The organism is Pantoea sp. SGAir0183, from assembly GCF_043545505.1.
Map to the genome: position 1 here is coordinate 2,527,342 of NZ_CP028053.1, position 19,881 is coordinate 2,547,222.

The 19,881-nt window shown below is 59.5% G+C and carries 14 protein-coding genes; 6 read left to right on the forward strand and 8 right to left on the reverse strand.

Annotated elements, in window-relative coordinates:
- Positions 1 to 30: 30 nt before the first annotated feature.
- The 8 genes from cobA to C1N59_RS11800 all read right to left on the reverse strand — a co-directional run bounded on the left by cobA (position 31) and on the right by C1N59_RS11800 (position 12,820).
- On the reverse strand, positions 31 to 861 hold the full coding sequence (gene cobA / locus C1N59_RS11765) for a uroporphyrinogen-III C-methyltransferase (RefSeq protein WP_394549553.1): 831 nt from the start codon (positions 859 to 861) through the stop codon (positions 31 to 33).
- Complete coding sequence (locus C1N59_RS11770; RefSeq protein ID WP_394549554.1) at positions 858 to 3,479, reverse strand: nitrate reductase; 2,622 nt, start codon at positions 3,477 to 3,479, stop codon at positions 858 to 860. Before C1N59_RS11770 ends, cobA begins: the two co-directional genes overlap by 4 nt.
- The gene (gene nirB / locus C1N59_RS11775; RefSeq protein WP_394549556.1) at positions 3,476 to 7,549 is read right to left on the reverse strand and encodes a nitrite reductase large subunit NirB; all 4,074 of its coding nucleotides are present in this window, start codon (positions 7,547 to 7,549) and stop codon (positions 3,476 to 3,478) included. Before nirB ends, C1N59_RS11770 begins: the two co-directional genes overlap by 4 nt.
- Before the next feature lie 10 nt (positions 7,550 to 7,559).
- Positions 7,560 to 8,348, reverse strand: a complete 789-nt coding sequence (locus C1N59_RS11780; RefSeq protein WP_033741085.1) for an ABC transporter ATP-binding protein — start codon at positions 8,346 to 8,348, stop codon at positions 7,560 to 7,562.
- Positions 8,349 to 8,358: 10 nt separating this feature from the next.
- Entirely contained in the window at positions 8,359 to 9,231 is an 873-nt protein-coding gene (gene ntrB / locus C1N59_RS11785) for a nitrate ABC transporter permease (RefSeq protein WP_006118920.1), read from the reverse strand.
- Entirely contained in the window at positions 9,231 to 10,493 is a 1,263-nt protein-coding gene (locus C1N59_RS11790; protein ID WP_033741083.1) for a CmpA/NrtA family ABC transporter substrate-binding protein, read from the reverse strand. Before C1N59_RS11790 ends, ntrB begins: the two co-directional genes overlap by 1 nt.
- 260 nt (positions 10,494 to 10,753) lie before the next feature.
- A complete protein-coding gene (locus tag C1N59_RS11795; protein WP_039340692.1) occupies positions 10,754 to 11,977 on the reverse strand; it encodes a nitrate regulatory protein in 1,224 nt (407 codons plus the stop codon).
- Positions 11,978 to 12,622: 645 nt separating this feature from the next.
- On the reverse strand, positions 12,623 to 12,820 hold the full coding sequence (locus tag C1N59_RS11800) for a hypothetical protein (protein WP_394549558.1): 198 nt from the start codon (positions 12,818 to 12,820) through the stop codon (positions 12,623 to 12,625).
- A 109-nt stretch (positions 12,821 to 12,929) separates the two neighbouring features.
- On the opposite strand from C1N59_RS11800, the gene icmH reads away from it, so the two are divergent.
- From icmH to C1N59_RS11830, 6 genes are read left to right on the forward strand one after another with little or no spacing between them, the layout of a single operon-like run.
- A complete protein-coding gene (gene icmH / locus C1N59_RS11805) occupies positions 12,930 to 14,147 on the forward strand; it encodes a type IVB secretion system protein IcmH/DotU (RefSeq protein WP_033741082.1) in 1,218 nt (405 codons plus the stop codon).
- The gene (tssM, locus tag C1N59_RS11810; protein ID WP_033741079.1) at positions 14,147 to 16,255 is read left to right on the forward strand and encodes a type VI secretion system membrane subunit TssM; all 2,109 of its coding nucleotides are present in this window, start codon (positions 14,147 to 14,149) and stop codon (positions 16,253 to 16,255) included. Before icmH ends, tssM begins: the two co-directional genes overlap by 1 nt.
- Positions 16,256 to 16,268: 13 nt before the next feature.
- Positions 16,269 to 16,967, forward strand: a complete 699-nt coding sequence (gene tagF, locus C1N59_RS11815) for a type VI secretion system-associated protein TagF (protein ID WP_394549559.1) — start codon at positions 16,269 to 16,271, stop codon at positions 16,965 to 16,967.
- A gap of 34 nt (positions 16,968 to 17,001) precedes the next feature.
- Positions 17,002 to 18,129: a type VI secretion system-associated FHA domain protein TagH gene (tagH, locus tag C1N59_RS11820; protein WP_205951792.1), complete on the forward strand. Its 1,128-nt coding sequence runs from the start codon at positions 17,002 to 17,004 to the stop codon at positions 18,127 to 18,129.
- The gene (locus C1N59_RS11825) at positions 18,126 to 18,905 is read left to right on the forward strand and encodes a PP2C family protein-serine/threonine phosphatase (RefSeq protein ID WP_058701706.1); all 780 of its coding nucleotides are present in this window, start codon (positions 18,126 to 18,128) and stop codon (positions 18,903 to 18,905) included. The genes tagH and C1N59_RS11825 overlap by 4 nt, the downstream gene beginning before the upstream one ends.
- A gap of 10 nt (positions 18,906 to 18,915) precedes the next feature.
- The gene (locus C1N59_RS11830; protein ID WP_394549560.1) at positions 18,916 to 19,857 is read left to right on the forward strand and encodes a hypothetical protein; all 942 of its coding nucleotides are present in this window, start codon (positions 18,916 to 18,918) and stop codon (positions 19,855 to 19,857) included.
- Positions 19,858 to 19,881: the final 24 nt, after the last annotated feature.

A 19,881-nucleotide genomic window follows, 5' to 3' on the forward strand; every position in this document is an offset into this window, starting at 1 on the left:
TCCCTTGTCTTTACCCCGACGCCGTTATCGTCAGTGCGGTGCCATCACGCTCATCGCCGTCTCGCGCGGTTGGGCAGCCATAAGATCGGCACGGTAATAGCGCACCACGTCGCCCACAATCAGTAACGACGGTGACACCGGTTTTTGCTGTTCGACCGTATCAGGCAACCCGGCCAGCGTGGTGATCAGCACCCGCTGGTCCCGGCGCGTACCGTTTTCAATGATTGCCACCGGCGTCGCCTCACTGCGGCCATATTCCCGTAACCGGGCGCTAATCACGCTGCTCCAGCTTAACCCCATGTAAAACACCAGCGTCTGATTGGTGGCGGTCAGCGCCGCCGCATCCAGCTGCGGTTCGCCGCTGCGCCCGTGCCCGGTGATAAAGCGCAATGACTGGGCGCAGTCACGGTGCGTCAGCGGAATGCCGCTGGCAGCCGCACAGCCCACGGCGGCGGTAATGCCGGGTACCACCTCGCAGACAATATTCGCCTGCTGCAGGCTGACCATCTCTTCGCCGCCACGGCCAAAGATAAAGGGATCGCCGCCTTTTAACCGCACGACATTGCGCCCGCTGGCGGCCAGATCCACCAGCAGTTGATTGATCTGTGCCTGCTTCAGGCCGTGATGACCCGGCTGTTTACCGACGTCGATACAGAGCGCGCTGCTGGCGACTTCCGCCATCACCGCTTCGCTGACCAGGCGATCATAAACCACGACGTCCGCGCGTTGCAGCAAACGCAGCGCCTTGACTGTCAGTAGCTCCACATCCCCCGGCCCAGCCCCGACCAGCCAGACCTTGCCCGGGCTGGACGCGTTTTCCGGCGCCAGCAGTTTATCTAAAGCGTTGATCGCGATCGTCATTCTTCCTCCGGTACAGCAACGGAAAGCAAAAGGTGTTTTAGCTCCGGCAGACAGGAGCCGCAGTTAGTACCACAGTTGAGTGCGTTACCCAGTGCCTGGGTGCTGTGACAGCCCTGTTTAATCGCCTGTAAGATCGTGTTTTCTCCGACGCCAAAGCAGCTACAGATCGTCCGGCCAGCCACGGCACGTTGTGCCGATTGTCCTGCCAGCAGAGCATGCCGTTCCGCCGCATTCGCCGGCGCCTGGCGAAAAGCCTGCGCAACCCAGTCATGATCGATCGCGGGTAACGACGCGCCGGCATAAAAAGCCAGCTGCAGCTCACCGTTGCGCCAGGCCAGCAGGCGGTAATGCGGTTCCGCCGCGTGGGCGGTTTGCCGTTGCAGCCCGTCCAGCGGGATCGTTGCCGTGAGCCACTGTTCTGGCGAACCGTCTCCGGCCAGGCTAAAACGTTGCGCGCCCTCATAGGGTGTACGCGCCCAGTAGCGCAGCCCGTCAGGCGGGCTTACGTCGCGCTGCCAGAGCCAGCCCTGCCAGCGGGTGTGGAGCGGCTGGATACGTACGGCGGTTTGTTTAAAGGCAGGCTGTGCCGAGACCGGACAGCGGGTTGAGGCCACCAGCCCACCGACCGTGCCCTGCAGGCTGAACTGTCGGTTCCAGTGCATAGGGACAAAGATCTCACCGCGTCGCAGACCGCTGTCCAGCGTCACGCGCACCGTCATCCAGCCCGCGTCGGACTGCACCCGTGCCAGTGCCCCCGCGCACAGGCCATAGCGTTGTGCGTCCTGCGGATGCAGTGCTGCAAACGGCTCATCACAATGCTGCATGAGCCGGGGAACCAGACCGGTGCGTGTCATGGTGTGCCACTGATCGCGGATCCGTCCGCTGTTCATCAATAACGGATACGCCGCCCTGCACGCGACGGGCTGCGGCGTGGCCGGTGGCAACAGGCGGGCTTTACCATCAGGATGGTAAAAGTGCCGGTCGCTAAACAGCCGCGCGCAACCCTGGGGATAGCGGGCGTTGACCGGCCACTGCACCGGCGTCAGCGCATCCCACTGTGCGTCGCTCATCCCGGCCAGACCGCTGATATCAAACGCGCGCTGGCCGTTGTTCTCAAATCCCGACAACGCCGCGTGTTCTCGGAAGATGGCTGCCGGATGCGTCCAGGCAAAACCTTCATGAAAGCCCAGACGCTGGGCGACCTGGGCGAGTAACCACCAGTCCGGTTTCGCTTCTCCGGCCGGGGGCATAAACGCGCGCTGGCGGGAAATCCGGCGTTCAGAATTGGTCACGGTGCCGTTCTTTTCCCCCCAGCCCTGCGCGGGTAGCAAAATATGCGCAAAGGCGGTGGTATCCGTTTGCGCCAGTACGTCTGACACTATCACCAGCGGACAGGCAGCCAGCGCCCGGGCAATGCGATTGCATTCTGGCATCGAAACCGCCGGATTGGTGCCCATAATCCATACGGCTTTGACCGCCCCGCGATCAATGGCGTCGAACAGATCGACCGCCGTCAGGCCGGGCTGACGCGCCATACGCGGACTGCGCCAGAAACGCTGTAAACGGTCGCAGTCTTCCGCAGTGAAACTCATATGAGCCGCCAGTTGGTTGGCCAGTCCGCCAACCTCCCGCCCGCCCATCGCATTCGGCTGTCCGGTCAGCGAAAACGGGCCGCAGCCGGGTCGGCCTATCTTGCCGCTGAGCAGATGCGCATTGAGAATGGCATTGTTGTTGTCACTGCCGCTTTGTGACTGGTTGATGCCCATACACCATAAGGTCAGTACGCGCTCATGCCGGGTAAACAACCGGTAGAACGCGGCGATCATGTCGTGGCTGATATCACAATGGGCTGCCACCGTCGCACAATCCCACTGCCGCGCGGCCTGTAAGGTTGTGTCTACACCGTCCAGATGCGGCAGCATCGTGGCGTCAATGCCGCCATGCTGTTCCAGCCAGTGCAACAGGCCCGAAAACAGGGCCGGATCGCTGCCCGGCCGGAGCGGTAAGTGCAGATCGGCGAATTCACAACTGGCCGTTCGGCGCGGATCGATCACCACAACCTGCATCTCAGGGCGCTGCGTTTTTGCCTGCTTCAGGCGCTGAAACAGCACCGGATGAGCCCAGGCGGCGTTCGAGCCGACCAGGATAACCACCTCGGCCTGATCCAGATCCTCGTAACAGCACGGCACGGCATCCGCGCCAAACGCCCGTTTATAGCCCGTCACCGCTGAGGCCATGCACAGGCGTGAATTGGTATCGATATTGGCGACGCCGAGAAAACCTTTCATCAGCTTGTTCGCCACATAGTAATCCTCGGTCAGTAACTGGCCGGAACCGTAAAAAGCCACCGCCTCCGGGCCGTACGTATCGATAATCCTGCGCAGTCCGTCAGCCGCGGCATCCAGCGCCGTCTCCATGCTGACGCGCTGGTGATGAAGCTGAGGATGCAGCAACCGTCCGGCCTGTGTCAGGGTTTCGCCCAGCGCCGCGCCCTTCACGCACAGCCGCCCGGCATTCGCCGGATGACTGGCATCGCCCCGGACCTGAGCCGACGCGCTCTGCGACTGCGTGACCTCGACGCCGCAGCCCACACCGCAATAAGCGCAGGTGGTTTTCATGATGCCTGCGCCATCAGGTTAAGCGGACGGTTGGCGACCCACACCTGGCCGTCCTCCAGTTTGACCGGCCAGCAGCGCAGTTGATGCTGAGGGTTATCCAGGCTCTGTCCGTCCCGCAGGCGCACCCGCTGTTTGTAAAGCGGAGAGATCACCACCGGCTCCCCGGCAACATCGCCAAGGATGCCGCGTGACAGCACGCTGGCTTCGCTGCCTGGCTCACGATCCTCCAGCGCATAACAGTCATCACCCAGACGGAATAAAGCAATACGGACGCTGCCAAGACGGGCCCCAATGCCGGCCTCTGGCGGGATGGCCTCCAGCGGACAGATTTCGCTCCAGGGTTCGGCGGGCAGATGCATCAGGGGAATACCGCTGGCCTTGTGGGGCTGGCGCTGTCCGCGCACGCGCGCATAGTGCAGCGTTTCATCCGGGTGATCGCTGTTCACTGTGGCGGTAAACAGCGCACGTCGCGAAGGATCGGCCAGCGTGGTCTGCCATTCACACTGCCAGGTGTCCACCACCTGTTGCATGTCCTGTTCCAGCGTGGCGGCGATCCCCAGGCTGTCATGAATCACCACCTCACGCAGGTAGTCCAGCCCGCCCTCCATGTTATCCATCCAGACGCTGGTACGCTGCAGGCGATCCGCCGTGCGCACGTAGAACATCAGAATCCGGTCGACGTACCGGATCAACGTGTCATCGTCCAGATCGCTGGCAAACAGTTCCGCATGGCGTGGCTTCATGCCGCCATTGCCGCAGACATACAGGTTCCAGCCGTTTTCCGTGGCGATGACCCCGATATCTTTACTTTGCGCTTCCGCACATTCGCGGGTACAGCCGGACACGGCCATCTTGATCTTATGTGGTGCGCGCAGGCCCTTATACCGGTTCTCCAGCGCGATGGCGAAGGCGGTAGAATCCTGCACGCCATAACGACACCAGGTCGAGCCAACGCAGGATTTCACTGTACGCAGGGATTTTCCGTAGGCATGACCGGTTTCAAAGCCGGCTTCCAGCAGGGTTTCCCAGATAGCAGGCAACTGGTCCAGTCGCGCACCGAACAGATCGATACGCTGGCCGCCGGTGATTTTGGTATAGAGATCGTAACGCGCGGCCACTTCGCCGATGGCGATCAGGCCCTGTGGCGTGATCTCGCCCCCTGGCACGCGCGGCACTACCGAATAGGTGCCATCTTTCTGGATATTGGCAAAGTAACGGTCGTTCGTGTCCTGTAAGGGTAAATGGGCCGGTTTCAGCAGGTAATCGTTCCAGCACGAGGCCAGCAGCGAACCCACCAGCGGTTTACATACCTCGCAACCACAGCCCCGTCCGTGGCTGGCCAGCAGCTCGTCAAAGGTTTTGATGCCATTGATACGGATCAGGTCATACAGCGCCTGGCGGGAATAGGCGAAGTGCTCACAGATGTCTTTTTTAACGGCGACGCCCTGGTTTTCCAGCTGAAACTCCATTACCTGTTTTACCAGCGCAGCGCAGCCGCCACAGCCGGTTGCCGCTTTGGTGCAGCTTTTAATACTGGCCATCTCGCCACAGCCGCTCTGCACCGCCTGGCAGATATCGCCTTTACTGACGTTATGACAGGAGCACACCTGGGCGCTGTCCGGCAGCGCAGCGACGCCCAACCCTTTGGCCGGCGCGCCATTTAATACAGGCAAAATCAGCGCTTCCGGTACTGCCGGCAGCGGCATGTCATTTAACATCGTTTGCAGGAGGGTGGCATAGTCGCTGCTGTCTCCCACCAGCACGCCGCCCAGCAGTCGTGTATTGTCGGCGCTCACGACGATCTTCTTGTAAATGCCTTTTGGTCCATTGGCCCAGTGGTAGCTCAGGCTGCCCGGCGTTTTGCCGTGCGCATCGCCAAAGGAGGCGACGTCTACGCCCAGCAGCTTCAGTTTGGTGCTCATGTCGGCACCAGTGAACTGCGCGGGTTCGGCCGCCAGATGCCCGGCCAGCACTCGCGCCATCTGGTAGCCCGGCGCTACCAGGCCAAAAATCTGCCCGTTCCACAGCGCGCATTCGCCGATGGCATAAATGTCGCTGTCACTGGTCTGGCAATGGTCATTGATGGTAATGCCGCCGCGCGGCCCCACGCTGATGTCGGCACTGCGGGCCAGCTCATCACGCGGACGGATACCGGCAGAGAACAGCACCAGGTCGGTGGCCAGCTCGCCGCCATCGGCAAAGTGCAGCACCAGACTGCCGTCAGGCTGGCTGGCAATTTGTTCGGTCTGCTTCGCGGTATGTACCGTCACGCCCAGCGCGTCGATCTTTTGCCGCAGCATCAGCGCCCCGCCTTCGTCCAGTTGCACGGCCATCAGGCGCGGCGCAAACTCAACCACGTGGGTCTCCAGCCCAAGCTGCTTCAGCGCGTTGGCGGCCTCCAGGCCCAGCAGCCCGCCGCCGATCACCACGCCGCGCTGACTCTGGCGGGCACAGGCTGCGATGGCATCCAGATCGTCCAGCGTACGGTAGACAAAGCAGCGCTCGCCGTCATGGCCGGGTACCGGGGGGACAAAGGCGCGCGAGCCGGTGGCCAGCACCAGCTTATCCCAGGCCAGCTCACGGCCCGCGCTGTCGCGCAGGCTGCGCTGCTGGCGATCGATCGCCTCTACCCGGCAACCGCTACGCAGTTCAATCGCGTTTTGGGCAAAAAATTCTTCGCTTACCAGCGACAACTGCGTGGCCGTTTTACCGGTGAAATACTCGGAAAGGTGAACCCGGTCGTAAGCCTGATAGCGCTCTTCGCCGTAAACCACCACGTGATAATGTTGATGCAGGTTACGATCGACCAGTTGCTCCAGAAAATGGTGGCTGACCATGCCGTGACCCACCACGGCTAATACAGGTTTCGTTTGGCTCATCACAGGGTTTCCTGCAGCCAGCGGCTGCGTTTCAGGTTCATCAAGGCCGAACAGCGTATTCACAGAAACCGGTCCGGCATTATGGAGTTGGTTCAGCAGCGCACCACTTTGCTGGCAGTCGCCATACAGCAGCACGCCGTTCAGCCGGCCGTCTTTGAGGAACAGGCGGCGATAGTGCCCGGCGATCGGGTCAAAACTAGTGACAGACGGGGCTTCGCGAACGTCACCGGCGCTAAACAGGGAAATGCCGCTGACTTTGAGACGGGTGCCCGTGGCCGCGCTGTAGAAATCCGCCTGAGGCCGATCGGCCAGTTGCGCCGCCAGAATCTTCGCCTGGGCCAGACAGGGCGCGACCAGACCGAAGGTCTCGCCGCTGATTTCACAACATTCGCCTACGGCATAAATTCCCGCGTGCGCACTGCGCAACTGGCGATCCACCAGAATGCCGCGCTGGCAGGGAATCCCGGCGGCCTGCGCCAGGGCGATTGCCGGCTGGACACCAATGGCCATCACCACCTGCTGCGCCGCCAGCACCCGGCCATCGTGGAGGATCACGCTATCCGTCCGGATCGCCGCAAGGCTGGTATTCAGTTCACAGCGAATGCCGCGCGCCCGGAGCTGGGCCAGCAGTAATTCCCCTGCCCTGGCGTCCAGCTGTCTGTCCAGCAAACACGACTGACGATGAATCAGCGTAACCTGACGCCCCTGCGCCTGAAGGCCGGCGGCCGCTTCAATACCCAGAAAGCCCCCGCCGACCACCACAACCGGACCCTGCCCCGCCAGCAAAGTGTCCACATCCTGCAGCGTGCGAAAGGTGCTGACATGCGGCAGGTCGCTGCCTGGGACAGACGGCCGGCAGGGCTGCGATCCGGTCGCCAGTACCAGGCGGTCCCAGTGCAGCAGGCGCTGGTCGGTGCGTAAGGTCCGCTCAGCGACATTCACCTGTTCCACCGTCTCTCCCGCCAGCAAGGTCATGCCGTGACGGTGATACCAGTCACGATCGTGGATCAGCGTTTGCGCAACGGTGGTTTCTCCGGCCAGCAGTGGCGACAACAGCACACGGTTATAGTTGCCGTGCGGCTCACTGCCAATCACGGTGATGTCGTAACGCGTCGGCGCCAGCTGCAACAGGGTTTCCACCATGTGCATGCCCGCCATCCCGTTACCCACAACCAGCAACCGTTGTCTCATGGTGTCGTCCTTATGCCGCCGAGGTTTGTTTTTCGTAGAGAAAATGCAGCACTTTCTGGCGCAGATGGTGATAACGCACGTCATCCGCCAGCGCCACGCGTGAACGCGGCCGGGCCAGGTCAATCGTCAGGATGTCGCCCACCTGCGCCGCCGGGCCATTGGTCATCATCAGCACCCGATCGGACAGCAACACGGCTTCATCCACATCATGGGTAATCAGGACGATGGTGGTGTTCAGCGCCTGCTGGATGCGCATGACGCTGTCCTGCAGATGCGCGCGCGTTAAGGCATCCAGCGCACCGAAGGGTTCGTCCAGCAGCAGCACGCGAGGTTTCATTGCCAGCGCGCGGGCGATGCCGACGCGCTGCTTCATGCCGCCGGAGATCTCGCCGGGGCGCTTATGCATGGCATGACTCATTTGCACCTGGTTGAGGTTGTGCTCGATCCAGTCACGCCTTTCGGCCTTGTTCATCTTGCCTTTGAACACCTGCTCGACCGCCAGCTCAACGTTTTGATACGCCGTCAGCCAGGGCAACAGCGAGTGGTTTTGAAACACAACGGCGCGCTCAGGGCCGGGGCCGGTAACTTCGCGGTTATCGCACAACAGGACACCGCTGGTAGGCCGGGTTAAACCGGCGATCAGGTTGAGCAGCGTGGATTTACCACAGCCAGAGTGACCGATCAGGCTCAGCGTTTCCCCCTGATGAAGATCAAAACTGACATTATCGAGCGCCAGAAAATCGCCGCCGGAGGTGGTAAAACGCTGGCTGACCTGCTGTACACGAATGATAGGTTGCATAGTGTTCCCCTTATTTATCCCAGCTAAAGCGACGCGCCAGCAGCATCAGTCCCTGCTCCAGTAGCAGGCCGACGACGCCAATCAGCAAAATGGCAATCAGGATGTTTTCAACATTGAGGTTGTTCCACTCGTTCCAGATCCAGAAGCCGATCCCCAGGCCGCCCGTCAGCATTTCGGCGGCCACGATCACCAGCCAGGCGATGCCAATCGACAGGCGGACCCCGGTCAGCACCGCTGGCAGAACGGCGGGAAAGAGGATGCGGCGCAGGATGGTCCATTCCGACAGTTGCAGCACGCGCGCCACGTTGAGGTAATCCTGGGGAATGCGCTGTACGCCTTCTGCGGTATTGATAATCATCGGCCAGATGGAACAGATAAAAATGGTCCAGCTGGAGGCCGGTTCGGCGCGCTGAAACAGCAGCAGGCCGATAGGCAGCCAGGCCAGCGGGCTGACCGGGCGCAGTAGCGCGATAACCGGATTGAACATGCGTGCCACAAAGGTAAAACGCCCCAGCAGAAAGCCTGCGGGAATCCCCACCAGCGCGGCCAGACCAAAGCCGACAGCCACGCGCTGCAGCGAGGCCAGCACATTCCAGCCGATGCCCTGATCGTTGGGACCGTTGTTATAGAACGGATCGGCGAACAGGACTTTCGCCGCCTCCCAGGTGGCGTACGGGCCGGGAAAGCCTTTGCTGGAAAGCGCCGCGATCTGCCAGATCAGGAGCAGAAGCAGCACACCGCACAGCGCGGGAATGGCACGCTGCAAAAACGGACGCAGGCGCGCAGGTGAACGCATCTTTTTTGGCGTCACCTGAAGGGGCACCACGGTGGCGTGGGTGGGCAGCGTCTCAGGCTGCGCCAGCGAGCGAGTCTGGGTTTTCATCACGACCTCTCTTTATGGTTAATGGCAAAGCTGGCGGCGTAAGCGGCAGGATTCGTGCCATCCCATACCTTGCCGTCCATCAGGGTGCTGCTGCGCATCTCACTGCCGGGCAACGTGACGTTGCCGACAGCGCTGGCAGCCTGTTTGTAGATATCGATCTGGTTGATCTGCTTTGCGACAGCCAGGTAGTCCGGATCCTGGGTCAGCATTCCCCAGCGCTTAAGCTGGGTAAGGAACCACATACCATCGGACAGATACGGGAAACTGACGCTGCCGTCATGGAAGAAGCGCATCGCATGCGGATCCTGCCATTTCTGTCCCAGCCCGTTTTCGTACTGGCCGAGCATGCGGCCTTGCAGAATCTCAGGTTTGGTGTTGATCCAGGCGCGCCCGGCCAGCACCTGCGCCGTTTCGCGGCGGTTATCATCGGAGGCATCGATCCAGCGTGCCGTCTCAAGGACAGCCGCCGTCAGCGCGCGCGCCGTATTGGGGTTCTCTTTCACCCACGCGGCGCGGGTGCCGAGAATTTTTTCGGGATGATCGGGCCAAATCTGCTGACTGGTGGCGACGGTAAAACCAATATCGTCGCTGATGGCGCGCTGGTTCCACGGCTCGCCCACACAGAAGCCGCTCATATTGCCAATCTTCATATTCATCACCATCTGCGGCGGCGGCACGACGACGGTGCGCACGTCATCAAACGGATTGATACCGGCATTCGCCAGCCAGTAGTACAGCCACATTGCGTGGGTGCTGGTCGGAAAGGTATGGGCAAAGGTGAGACTGCCTTTGGCCTGGCTGTCGATGGTCTTTTTCAGGCTGGCGGCATCGGTAACCTTCTGCGCTTTCAGCTGGTTCGACAGGGAGATCGCCTGGCCATTGTTATTAAGCGTCATCAGGTTCGCCATCGCATGCTGCGGGCCGGCAACGCCCAGTTGCAGGCCATAGATCAGGCTGTACAAAACGTGTGCCGCATCGAGCTCACCGGAGATCAGCTTGTCGCGGACGGCTGCCCAACTGGCTTCTTTACTGGGCTGTAGCGTCAGACCATATTTTTTGTCAAAGCCTTTCACCGAGGCCATGACGACCGGCGCACAGTCGGTCAGCGGAATAAATCCCACCCGCACGGTGGCTTTTTCTGGCGCATCGGAACCCGCCGCCCATACGGCGTTGCGCAATCCCGGCAACAGCCACAGCCCGCCAACGGCGGCGCTGGATAACAGCAGTTGACGACGAGACAGTGAAACTGGCGATTTGCTCATTTTTTGCCACCCTCAGGAAATAAAAAAAGGCGTCCTCTCCACTGCTTTCACAGGGAGATGGACGCCTTTATCCAAAGCACTCGCTTTACCGCCGTTGGCAAAGCAAATGCACACACTCAGTAAGGTAAAGCAAACCGCGTGCCAGCTTTGAAACGGTCCTGCGCGTGGCGCTTCAGGGTTTTCTCTGGTGAGTTTTTAACCGATTTTGCACATTGGTGACGCAGATCACGCACAAGCATTGTGCAGCTAACGCTTTCGAGTTACCTCTTCATCGTGGCGGCCACCGTGACGATCGCCTGAGCGATTTCCGGCAGCCGTTTGTTCTGATCCATCGCGCTTTTACGCAGCCGTTGCCAGGCGTGCTCTTCACTCAACCCATGCTGCTGCATCAGCCAGTTTTTAGCCTGGTCGAGCAGTTTGCGCTCTTCCAGCGTGGCGCGCAGAGTGGCCAGCTCATTGGCCTGATGCTGCAAACGCTGGGACTGCTCCGCGATCAACGACAGCAGCGAGCGACCGAGCTGGGGCGCCAGCCCGTCGCTGTTCAGCGCACCGGACTCGGCAGCCAGCCAGTCCGCCCCCGAGACATATAACGTAAAATTGCAGCCCGACTGTGCCACATGCAGGGGTTCAGCGGCCTGATGCTGTGCCAGTGCGATCGCCTCGCGGCAGCGCGACATCAGCGTGGCTGACAGCTGATCCTCCAGCAGTTTCATTTGATCGATACGCTGTGACAGCAGTGAAAACCAGTGCGGTGCGCCGCTGTCATCCCGCCGCCCGTCGGTACAGGCAATGCGCCGCAGTCGTTCAATCTCGCGACTGGCCTGCGCCAGCGGCTGCCAGTGGTGCAAAACCGCCTCATCGGCAAACTGCTGGAACGTCGAAAAACTTTGTTCCTGTGCTTCAATTAAGGCCACCATGGCGCTGCGCTGCTCTGCGCTGAACTGGCCGGCGGCAAAGCCGGCCGCTCCCAGAGCGCGTTCCTGTCCCGCCAGCTCTTTGCCCTGCATAAAGCTGAACAGCGCAATGAGCGCGCGGGTAATGTCAGGATGGCTGGCGGTGTCGGCGGCTTCAAAGACCAGGTTCAGTAAGCTACGGATAATTGTGTTGAATGCCGCAACGGCCTGCGCGTGCGCAATCTGTTGTTGCGTAATCTGCTGGCGCAACGCCGGTAACCCGGCCAGGGCCTGCAGCGCGGCGGCGATCAGGTTACAGAACCGGCTGTATCCCGGCTGGGCTTCGGCTTTGGGTAAGGCCTGGCAAAAATCCCGTTGGCAGCGCGTCACATCCTGCTCACTGGCGAGCCGCTGCTCACCGTAAAGCCGGCCTTCAGAACAAATCCACAGAGTGCTCGCCCCCCGCTCACGCTGAAGCTGATGCACCAGTTCGCTGACGGTGGTAATGAGTTTACCGGTCTGGCGAAGGCGTTGCAGGCTGGCAATATCGCTTTGCCGTGAGGCCTGCACCCAGCTCAGTGCGTCATCCATTGCTCATCCCCTTTTCGTACAAAAAAGGAGTCAAGCAAAAGCCGTGCCGTTTCCGCCCCGTCTTTTCTTAGCCTGACGGCTTGTGCCGCACGTTCCGCCCTTTCCGTTTCTCACTGCGGTGTAAAGTGGTTAACGCGGCTTATTCTTTTACCCAGGCCGCCGGGCCGTGGCAGGGATGGGATCACCCGCTTTTTTGAGGCGAAATGTCGCGAGTAATGCGCCCGATAATGCCCCGGAGGCGCCATCCCTGAAGCCCCTGCACAAGGAACGGGCTAAACGGCCATTACCATGCTATATCATTGGGTGCAATGGTTTGAATTCTCAAAAGTCTTAGGTAGACTGAGCGCTGTAAAGAGTGACCATGAGCGGCCTTGTCTCTGAACAGATCACCTGCCCGGCTGTGCGCCTCCCGATGAGGAGGCGCGATACGTGTGATAAACATCGTGCAGGCAGAGACACTGACGTGAGGAAAAGGGTGAAAAATCATTTAGCGTTTTGCCCGTTAGCTGCACATTTTTTGTCCGGCAGCAAAACGCCCCCCTCCTCGGTCAATGCCGATTCGCCGGTGACGTGCAGTGGAACGTGCGCGCCCTGTTCGGGACATGCCCACCGCCCTTGCCTGAGTCAGGCCGCGCGGGCAAAGGCTCAACACAGCCCCGGTCCACCCCGACGTTGCCGATACGGATATGCCATTGCGGTGATGTCCGCGGGCAGGCTCCCGGCGAGGTTGAGCTGACCACAGGTGTGAACCATCGTCCTGACGGTGACACGCGAGGCAGCACGCATTTGCATGGCCAGATAACTTAACCCCTGTGCGTTGACGTGGGTGGCGACAGCAGACACTGCGGTCCTGTCACGACGGCAACCTGGATCATGAACTGATGAAATTTAACCCCTGCCGTCCTGCGCATGCTGCCGGACGCGCAACGCAACGCGGGAAGTACACACAGCCATGAGCGTGGAATCTTCACCGCGTGAGGTGACGACCTCTGGTCGCGAAAATTTGTTACTTAAAGCGGCCGCGCCTCTGCTGAATGCGGTGGTGCAAATTCGTCAGGCTGCTACCCACGATGACCCGGCAGGTTTACGTCAGTCTCTGATTGATGAAATCCGCCTGTTTGAACAACGCTGCAAGCAGGCAGGCCTGCCGTTTGAGATGATCATCGGTGCACGGTACTGTGTGTGCAGTGCCCTGGATGAAGCCGCCGCGCAAACGCCATGGGGCACGCGCGGCGTCTGGTCCGGCAACGGCATGCTGGTGACCTTCCATAATGAAAGCTGGGGCGGCGAAAAGTTCTTCCAGCTGCTTTCACGCATTTCACAAAGCCCTCAGCAGCACCTTTGGCTGCTGGAAATTATTCATTACTGCCTGCTGCTGGGTTATGAAGGGCGTTACCGGGGCAGTGAAAAAGGCCGGGCGCAGTGCGACAGCCTGCGGGCAAGGTTAAAAGCGCTGATCGACGAAACCCGTGCGCAGCAAACCACGGAGTCCACGCCGCTGGTGCAGGTACATCCGCTGGTTAATACGCTGGCCCGTCCGATGGTGCCACTCTGGGCCTGTGCCATGCTGGTGGCCCTGATCGGCTGCCTGATTTACAGCGGACTCAACTGGCGGCTCGGCAACGCGGCTGAGCCTCTGCTGCGCAGTCTGTATAATATGCCGTTGCCACAAATCATGATGAATCGTCGCCCTTCGTCGCCACAGGCGCTGCTCGACTTACGTCAGCGGTTAAATGACGTGATCGCCGCCGGCCAGCTCGAAGTCAGCGACGGTGCGTTTGGCAGCAAAGTGATTATCCCGGCAGACAAGCTGTTTGCCGAACAGGGCACGGTGATTAATCCGGTGGGCCGGGCGCTTCTGGCGCGGGTCTCCGCAGCGATGAAAGACGTCAAAGGCACCATTCTGGTGTCGGTGTTTACCGACGATCAGCCTGTTGACGGCAGTCGGTTTGCCTCAAACTATGAATTCTCTTTCGCCCGTGCCCGGGCGATTAGCCAGTTACTGCAGGTGCAACTGGCCGATTCACACGTGCTGCGGTCAGAAGGCCGCGGCGACAGCGATCCGCTGCTGCCCAACGACAGCAGCGAGAACCGTACCCGTAATCGCCGTGTTGAAATTACGCTGTTTGCCGCACCTGAAACACTGAGTACTCACCAAGGAACACCCTGATGCGCGCTTCTTTCCGCTTATTCTTAACGCATCGGCTGCTGTGGAGCTTTATTGGCGTCACGGCACTGAGTTGCCTGCTGTGGATGCTGGGACCGCTTATCGCGTGGAATGAAACCCGCCCGCTTGAACCCGCGCTACACCGCAAGATTGTGGTCAGTCTGCTTTATCTTCTCTGGATTGGTTTCCAGCTAATTCCTGCGCTGTACCGTGCCTGGTTCAACAGTCGCCTGCTTGACCGGTTGCAGGTCGCAGAGAGCGACGATCCGGCGGAACGGCAGGCCACTGAGGCGCTGCTCAGCCAGCGCTTTAGTGAGGCGGCCATGCGCCTCAAGCGCACCCATTTTGGCCGACGCCAGGGCAGCCTGTGGGCACGGATTAACGCCAATTACCTCTATCAGCTTCCCTGGTATCTGATGATTGGTGCGCCGGGTGCCGGTAAAACCACCGCTCTGCTCAATGCCGGCCTGAAATTTCCCCTGACCGATACGTTCGGCAACGAGGCCGTTCGCGGCGTCGGCGGTACCCGGCACTGCGACTGGTGGTTCACCGACAGCGCCGTGCTGATCGATACTGCCGGGCGCTATGCGTTACAGGAAAGCCAGCGGGCACGCGATGCCAGCGAGTGGCAGAGTTTTATCAATCTGCTGAAGCGCTATCGGGCGCGGCAGCCGATCAACGGCGTCATCCTGACCATCAGCGTCGCGGATTTACTCAGCGATTCGGCTGAGGCGCGTTACGAACAGGCGAACGCCCTGCGCGAACGGCTGAACGAACTGCATCAGCACACCGGTATTCATTTTCCCGTCTATGTCATGGTGACCAAAACCGACCTGCTGAAAGGCTTTATGAGTTATTTCGGCAGCATGGAGAAGGCCCGCCGCGATGCTATCTGGGGCTTCACGTTTCCCTGGGAAGCCGGTAAGCCACACAAGCAGGACTGGCATCTTCACTTCGAGGGGCAGTTTACGCAGTTAGAACAGCAACTGCAGCAGCAACTGGCCGGGCAAATGACCCATGAGCGCGACCTCAATGAGCGGGCAGAATGTTTTCTGTTTCCGCAGGAGTTTGCTTCGCTGCGTCCCCTGCTCAGCGAATACCTGGACAGCATTTTTTCCCCGCGTTCTGAGACCGTGGCCTGGAATCCTCGTGGGCTGTTCTTTACCAGCGGTACACAGGAAGGTTTGCCTTTTGACCGCGTGATGGGCGAGCTGAGCCGCAAACTGCAACTGCGTCAGGCGGGGGCTCACTCGATTGCCGCCTGGGATCGGGTCAACCGCAACAGCCCTATTCCCGGCAATAAAGGCCAGAGCTTTTTTATTCGTGATTTGCTGAGCAATCTGGTGTTTAAAGAAAGTGGTCTGGCGGGCAGCAATCGCCGCTGGGAATACCGTAATCAGCTCCTGCACTGGATTGGCTATGGCATGCTGGCCGGGGCGCTGGTGATCATGAGCGGACTGTGGTTGATCAGCTACTATCAGAACCAGCATTATCTGCAGCAGGTTACCGCGCGCGTACCGGCAATTTCTGCACAAAGTCAGCAAGTGATACATCAGCCCGCTGATAATATTTTCGATCTGCTACCCTTTCTGAATAACCTGGTGAAGTTACCGGTGTCCGACCAGTTTTCTCTCGATAATCCGCCGCTTACTATGCGGGCAGGCTTATATCGTGGCAATCAGGTCAGCGATGCCGCCTGGGCGCTTTATCAAAATGCGCTTAAGTCTTTACTGCTGCCCCGGGTCGCTCAGCAGATCACCAACCTGCTGCGTAACGATCCCGGTGATGACAATGAATACAGTCGTAATGCGCTCCGCGCTTATCAGATGCTGTATCAGCCCAGAAACTACGATGGGGAATTTCTACGGGCCTGGCTACTGCAAAATCTGCAGCGTTCGTTACCTGAAAAGGTCAGCGCGCGGGATTTGCAGCAGCTTGACTGGCACTTAAGCCAGCTACTCGATCAGCAAATTCAGTCTTCACCTTATGCGCGTGACAATGCGCTGATGATGCGCAAGCTGGCTGATAATTTGAACAATGCGGGGCGCGGCGGCGCGGTACTGGCGATTGCCCCCGCGAAGGCACAGCGCCCGACAACGCATAATCCATAATGGCGAGGTGAACATGTCTGTATCTCTGGCCCCTGGCTGGTTTGGCAAACTGCCCTCAACAGGGGACTTTATACATCATCGGCTCACTGAACAGGTCATCACGCCGTGGAATCACTGGTTTCAGCAGGGCCTCATTCACTGGCATCAGCTGGACGCGGCCGTGAGCGCCGATTTTCTGCGCGCGCCGGTGTGGAATTTTGTCTTACCGATCACGCCAACGCGTCAGCAGGTACAGATGGGCTGCCTGTTACCGTCATGCGATCGTGTGGGGCGCGCCTGGCCGCTGCTGGCCTTGCTGAGCTTTCCGCTCAGTCAGTGGCATCCGGCACAGTTAACGATCTCGGGGGACTGGTATCAGGATTTGGGGGCCACGCTGCTGAATGCCGTGACTCACGGTCTGAGCCCGGACCAGCTCGATCAGCACATCCAGGCCCTGGCTCCGCTGATGGTCCCGGTCCAGCAGCCGTCAGATATTATGGATGTAATCGGTTTCGCGGATTTGCCTTGCACGCTGAGCTGGCAGGACGTCGCCGAACATTTCGACCCGCAGCAACACATAAGTTACTGGTGGAGCAACCGCAGTGACGGTTTCGTACATGCGACACACAAGCATAGCGGTACCCTCACGGCAGAACTGTTCTCATTACTGTTTAATCCGGCAGCAGGTGCACAGCCGGGACGCAACGGCCTCTATCCACCGATGTTCGAGTGAGACGTTGCCTTTGTCCTTCATAACGGGATAGCTCATGCAATTTACCATCGTTCAATGCACGTCTGATGTGCCGGTGAAAACCGTCACGTTTCATCCGCCGGGCGGCACGATCGGCCGCAGTCAGGATAACGATTTGGTGTTACCGGATGAAGCCCGTTCTATTTCTCGTCTGCAGGCGCTGGTGCACCTGTCCTGTAACGGAGAGTGCCGCCTGACTAATCAGGGCAGCGTGACACCGGTCGAACACAACGGTGTGCCGCTCAGCCGGGGGATGCAGGTGAGCCTGAAACACGGGGATGCTCTGCGCATCGGCGACTATGCCATCGACGTACGTGACCCTGCGGTACAGGGCATCAACAGCGATCCGTTGGCGTTTTTTAGCCATACGGGCCCGCAGACGAATCCGCTGGATATCCCCGAATTTACTGAAGTCGAAGAGGTCGCTCAGGAACCTGTCGCCAGACGCCACGACCACCGGGGCGATGCCAGGCTGGCCATCGATCCCCAGGCCGGTGAGTCCCGATATGCGCCCTCGCCCGCCGCACACGATCACGACAACCTGGTCGCGGCGCTGCTTGACGGTATGGGACTAAGCAACGGCCACAATACGGTGATTAACGAAGAACAGATGCGGACCACTGGCCGCATGTTAAGTCTGTTTTCGCAGGGCACGGTGGCATTGCTGTCGTCGCGCTCTATCCTTAAACGGGGCGTCAAAGCGGAAATGACGATGATCCTGAACGAAGCAAATAACCCGTTCAAGATTCTGCCCTCGGGCAAAACCGTATTGATGCAGATGTACCAGAGCCAGATGCCGGGCTTTATGCAGCCTGAACAGGCGGTACGGGATGCGCTGGTGGATCTGCAGGCACATCAGTTGGGCATGATCGCCGGGATCCGCGCCATCATCGCCGCCATGTTGCAGTCGTTTAATCCGCAGGGGCTGGAGGAGCAGGCGAAGTCAGACGGTGCCGTGTCAAAAGTCCCGTTTACGCCTTATCAAAAAGCCGCACTGTGGGACTATTTCACTCGCCGCTATCAGCGCACTGCGGGTGAAATCGAAGACGATTTCCATACGCTGTTTGGTGAAGCTTTCCTTCATGCTTACGACATGGAGGTGAATCAGTACAAAGATTCCCAGACGCGTACGGATGATGCATGAATATCGCGTTTGCCCAGCGAAGTCAGCAAGGTCAGCGTGATGAACATGCGGATCGCACCGGTGTGGTACTGAATGCCCATCAGGCCAGCTTCGTGGTATGCGACGGCGTAGCGGGACTGCCCGGTGGGGAACAGGCGGCACAACTGGTATGCGACAGCCTGCTGACTCAGTTGCACACCTGTCCGCACCTTACCCTCGCCTTCACACAGCAGGCGATAGAAACGTGCCGCTCTGTGCTTGAAATCGCACAGGGTAATAATCCGAATTTTGCCACGATGTGCACCACGCTGGCGGGCCTGTTTATCGACCGCACCCGACAGCGCGCATGGTGGGCGCACGCGGGCGACAGCCGGGTTTACCACTTTCGGCATGGCGTGCTCAATGCGGTCACCCGCGACCACAGTCTTGTGCAAAAACTGAGCGAGGCAGGCTATGAAAATACCGGAATTAACAGTAATTTACTTTATAATGCGCTCGGCACAGAACCTGCCCATCCTGTGAGCTTTTCTGACGAAATACTGCTGGAAGACGGCGATGCGTTTTTAGTCTGTAGCGACGGGTTTTGGCTCAATCTGACCACCCGGGAAATGGAGCAGACCTTGCGCATGGTGAATGCCTGTGAAGAGTGGCTGACGTTGATGGAACATGCCGTGAGCCGTGAAGTAAAGAAAGATAATCTGAGTGCGCTGGCCGTGTGGATCGGCGAACCGCAGGAGGCCACGCTGCTTTATTCGCTGGCTGACTCAACCCGTTTTCTGCCCTCTCGTGATGGATGAAAGAAACGCTATGAAAGTGTGGTTGCCCGCTCTGGCTACCTTGTTGATGGCCTTTACTGCGCAGGCGGAAAATTATCGCGTGGTGTACTCACCCAGCCTCGAACTGGAAGTGTATATCGACAACGTTGAAGGCAAAACGCCCGACGACTGGTGCCAGGAGACACTGCCACTGCGTATTGTCTCGGGTAAGAGCCAGAATGCAGAGATCCTTAAATCGTTCCTGCCGCGCGTCGGGACACTGTTAGCGAATCAGTGCAATGAACTAGACGTTCTGCCCTGGCAAATGACCAACAGCCAGGGTAGCGTGCTGGCTTCCGGCAGCGCCAGTAAATTGCAGAACTGGCGTCTGATTGTGAACGCCGATGCCGCCACAAGCAGTAACGTTCCGGTTGTCGCGTCGCGGCCAGCAGACAGCACCCCGTTACAGCATTTTGCGTTACCTGATGGCTGCCGCTTTCGCACCGCATGGGACGAAAACGGATTGTCGATCTTTGTCCCGCAAGGCGGTCGGTTGCGCTGCTCGTCGGAAGGCTGGCTCGAAGGCAACAGTGATATTACCGTCAGTGGACACGGCCAACCGCAGACGCTTGCCGTCACGTTTTACCAGGGTTACCCGATCGCCAGTCTGGCCATTGCCGGTAACGCCCTGCAAATCGTTAGCGTCAATAAACAGCGCATGATTGTGACCCGTGCTGATGCGCCTGACAGCTGGCTGGTGCTGCCTTTCGACGATACGCAACATCTGTGGCGCTTTGAGGGCACCCTTCTGGTCAGAGCGGATAAAGCCACTGCGCAGCAGAATGCCAGCGCCCTGTCTGCACGGCTCGGCACGCTGCGTAGCCGGTGGGCAGGCAGTTTACCGTCACAACAGAAAGTGAATGTGTTACTTGTGGACACCTTGCGCGCGGATCAGGTTGATCCCGGCGCAGGTGCCTGGCGTAACATCCATTAATTATCGCGTTGCCTGGCAAGCAGG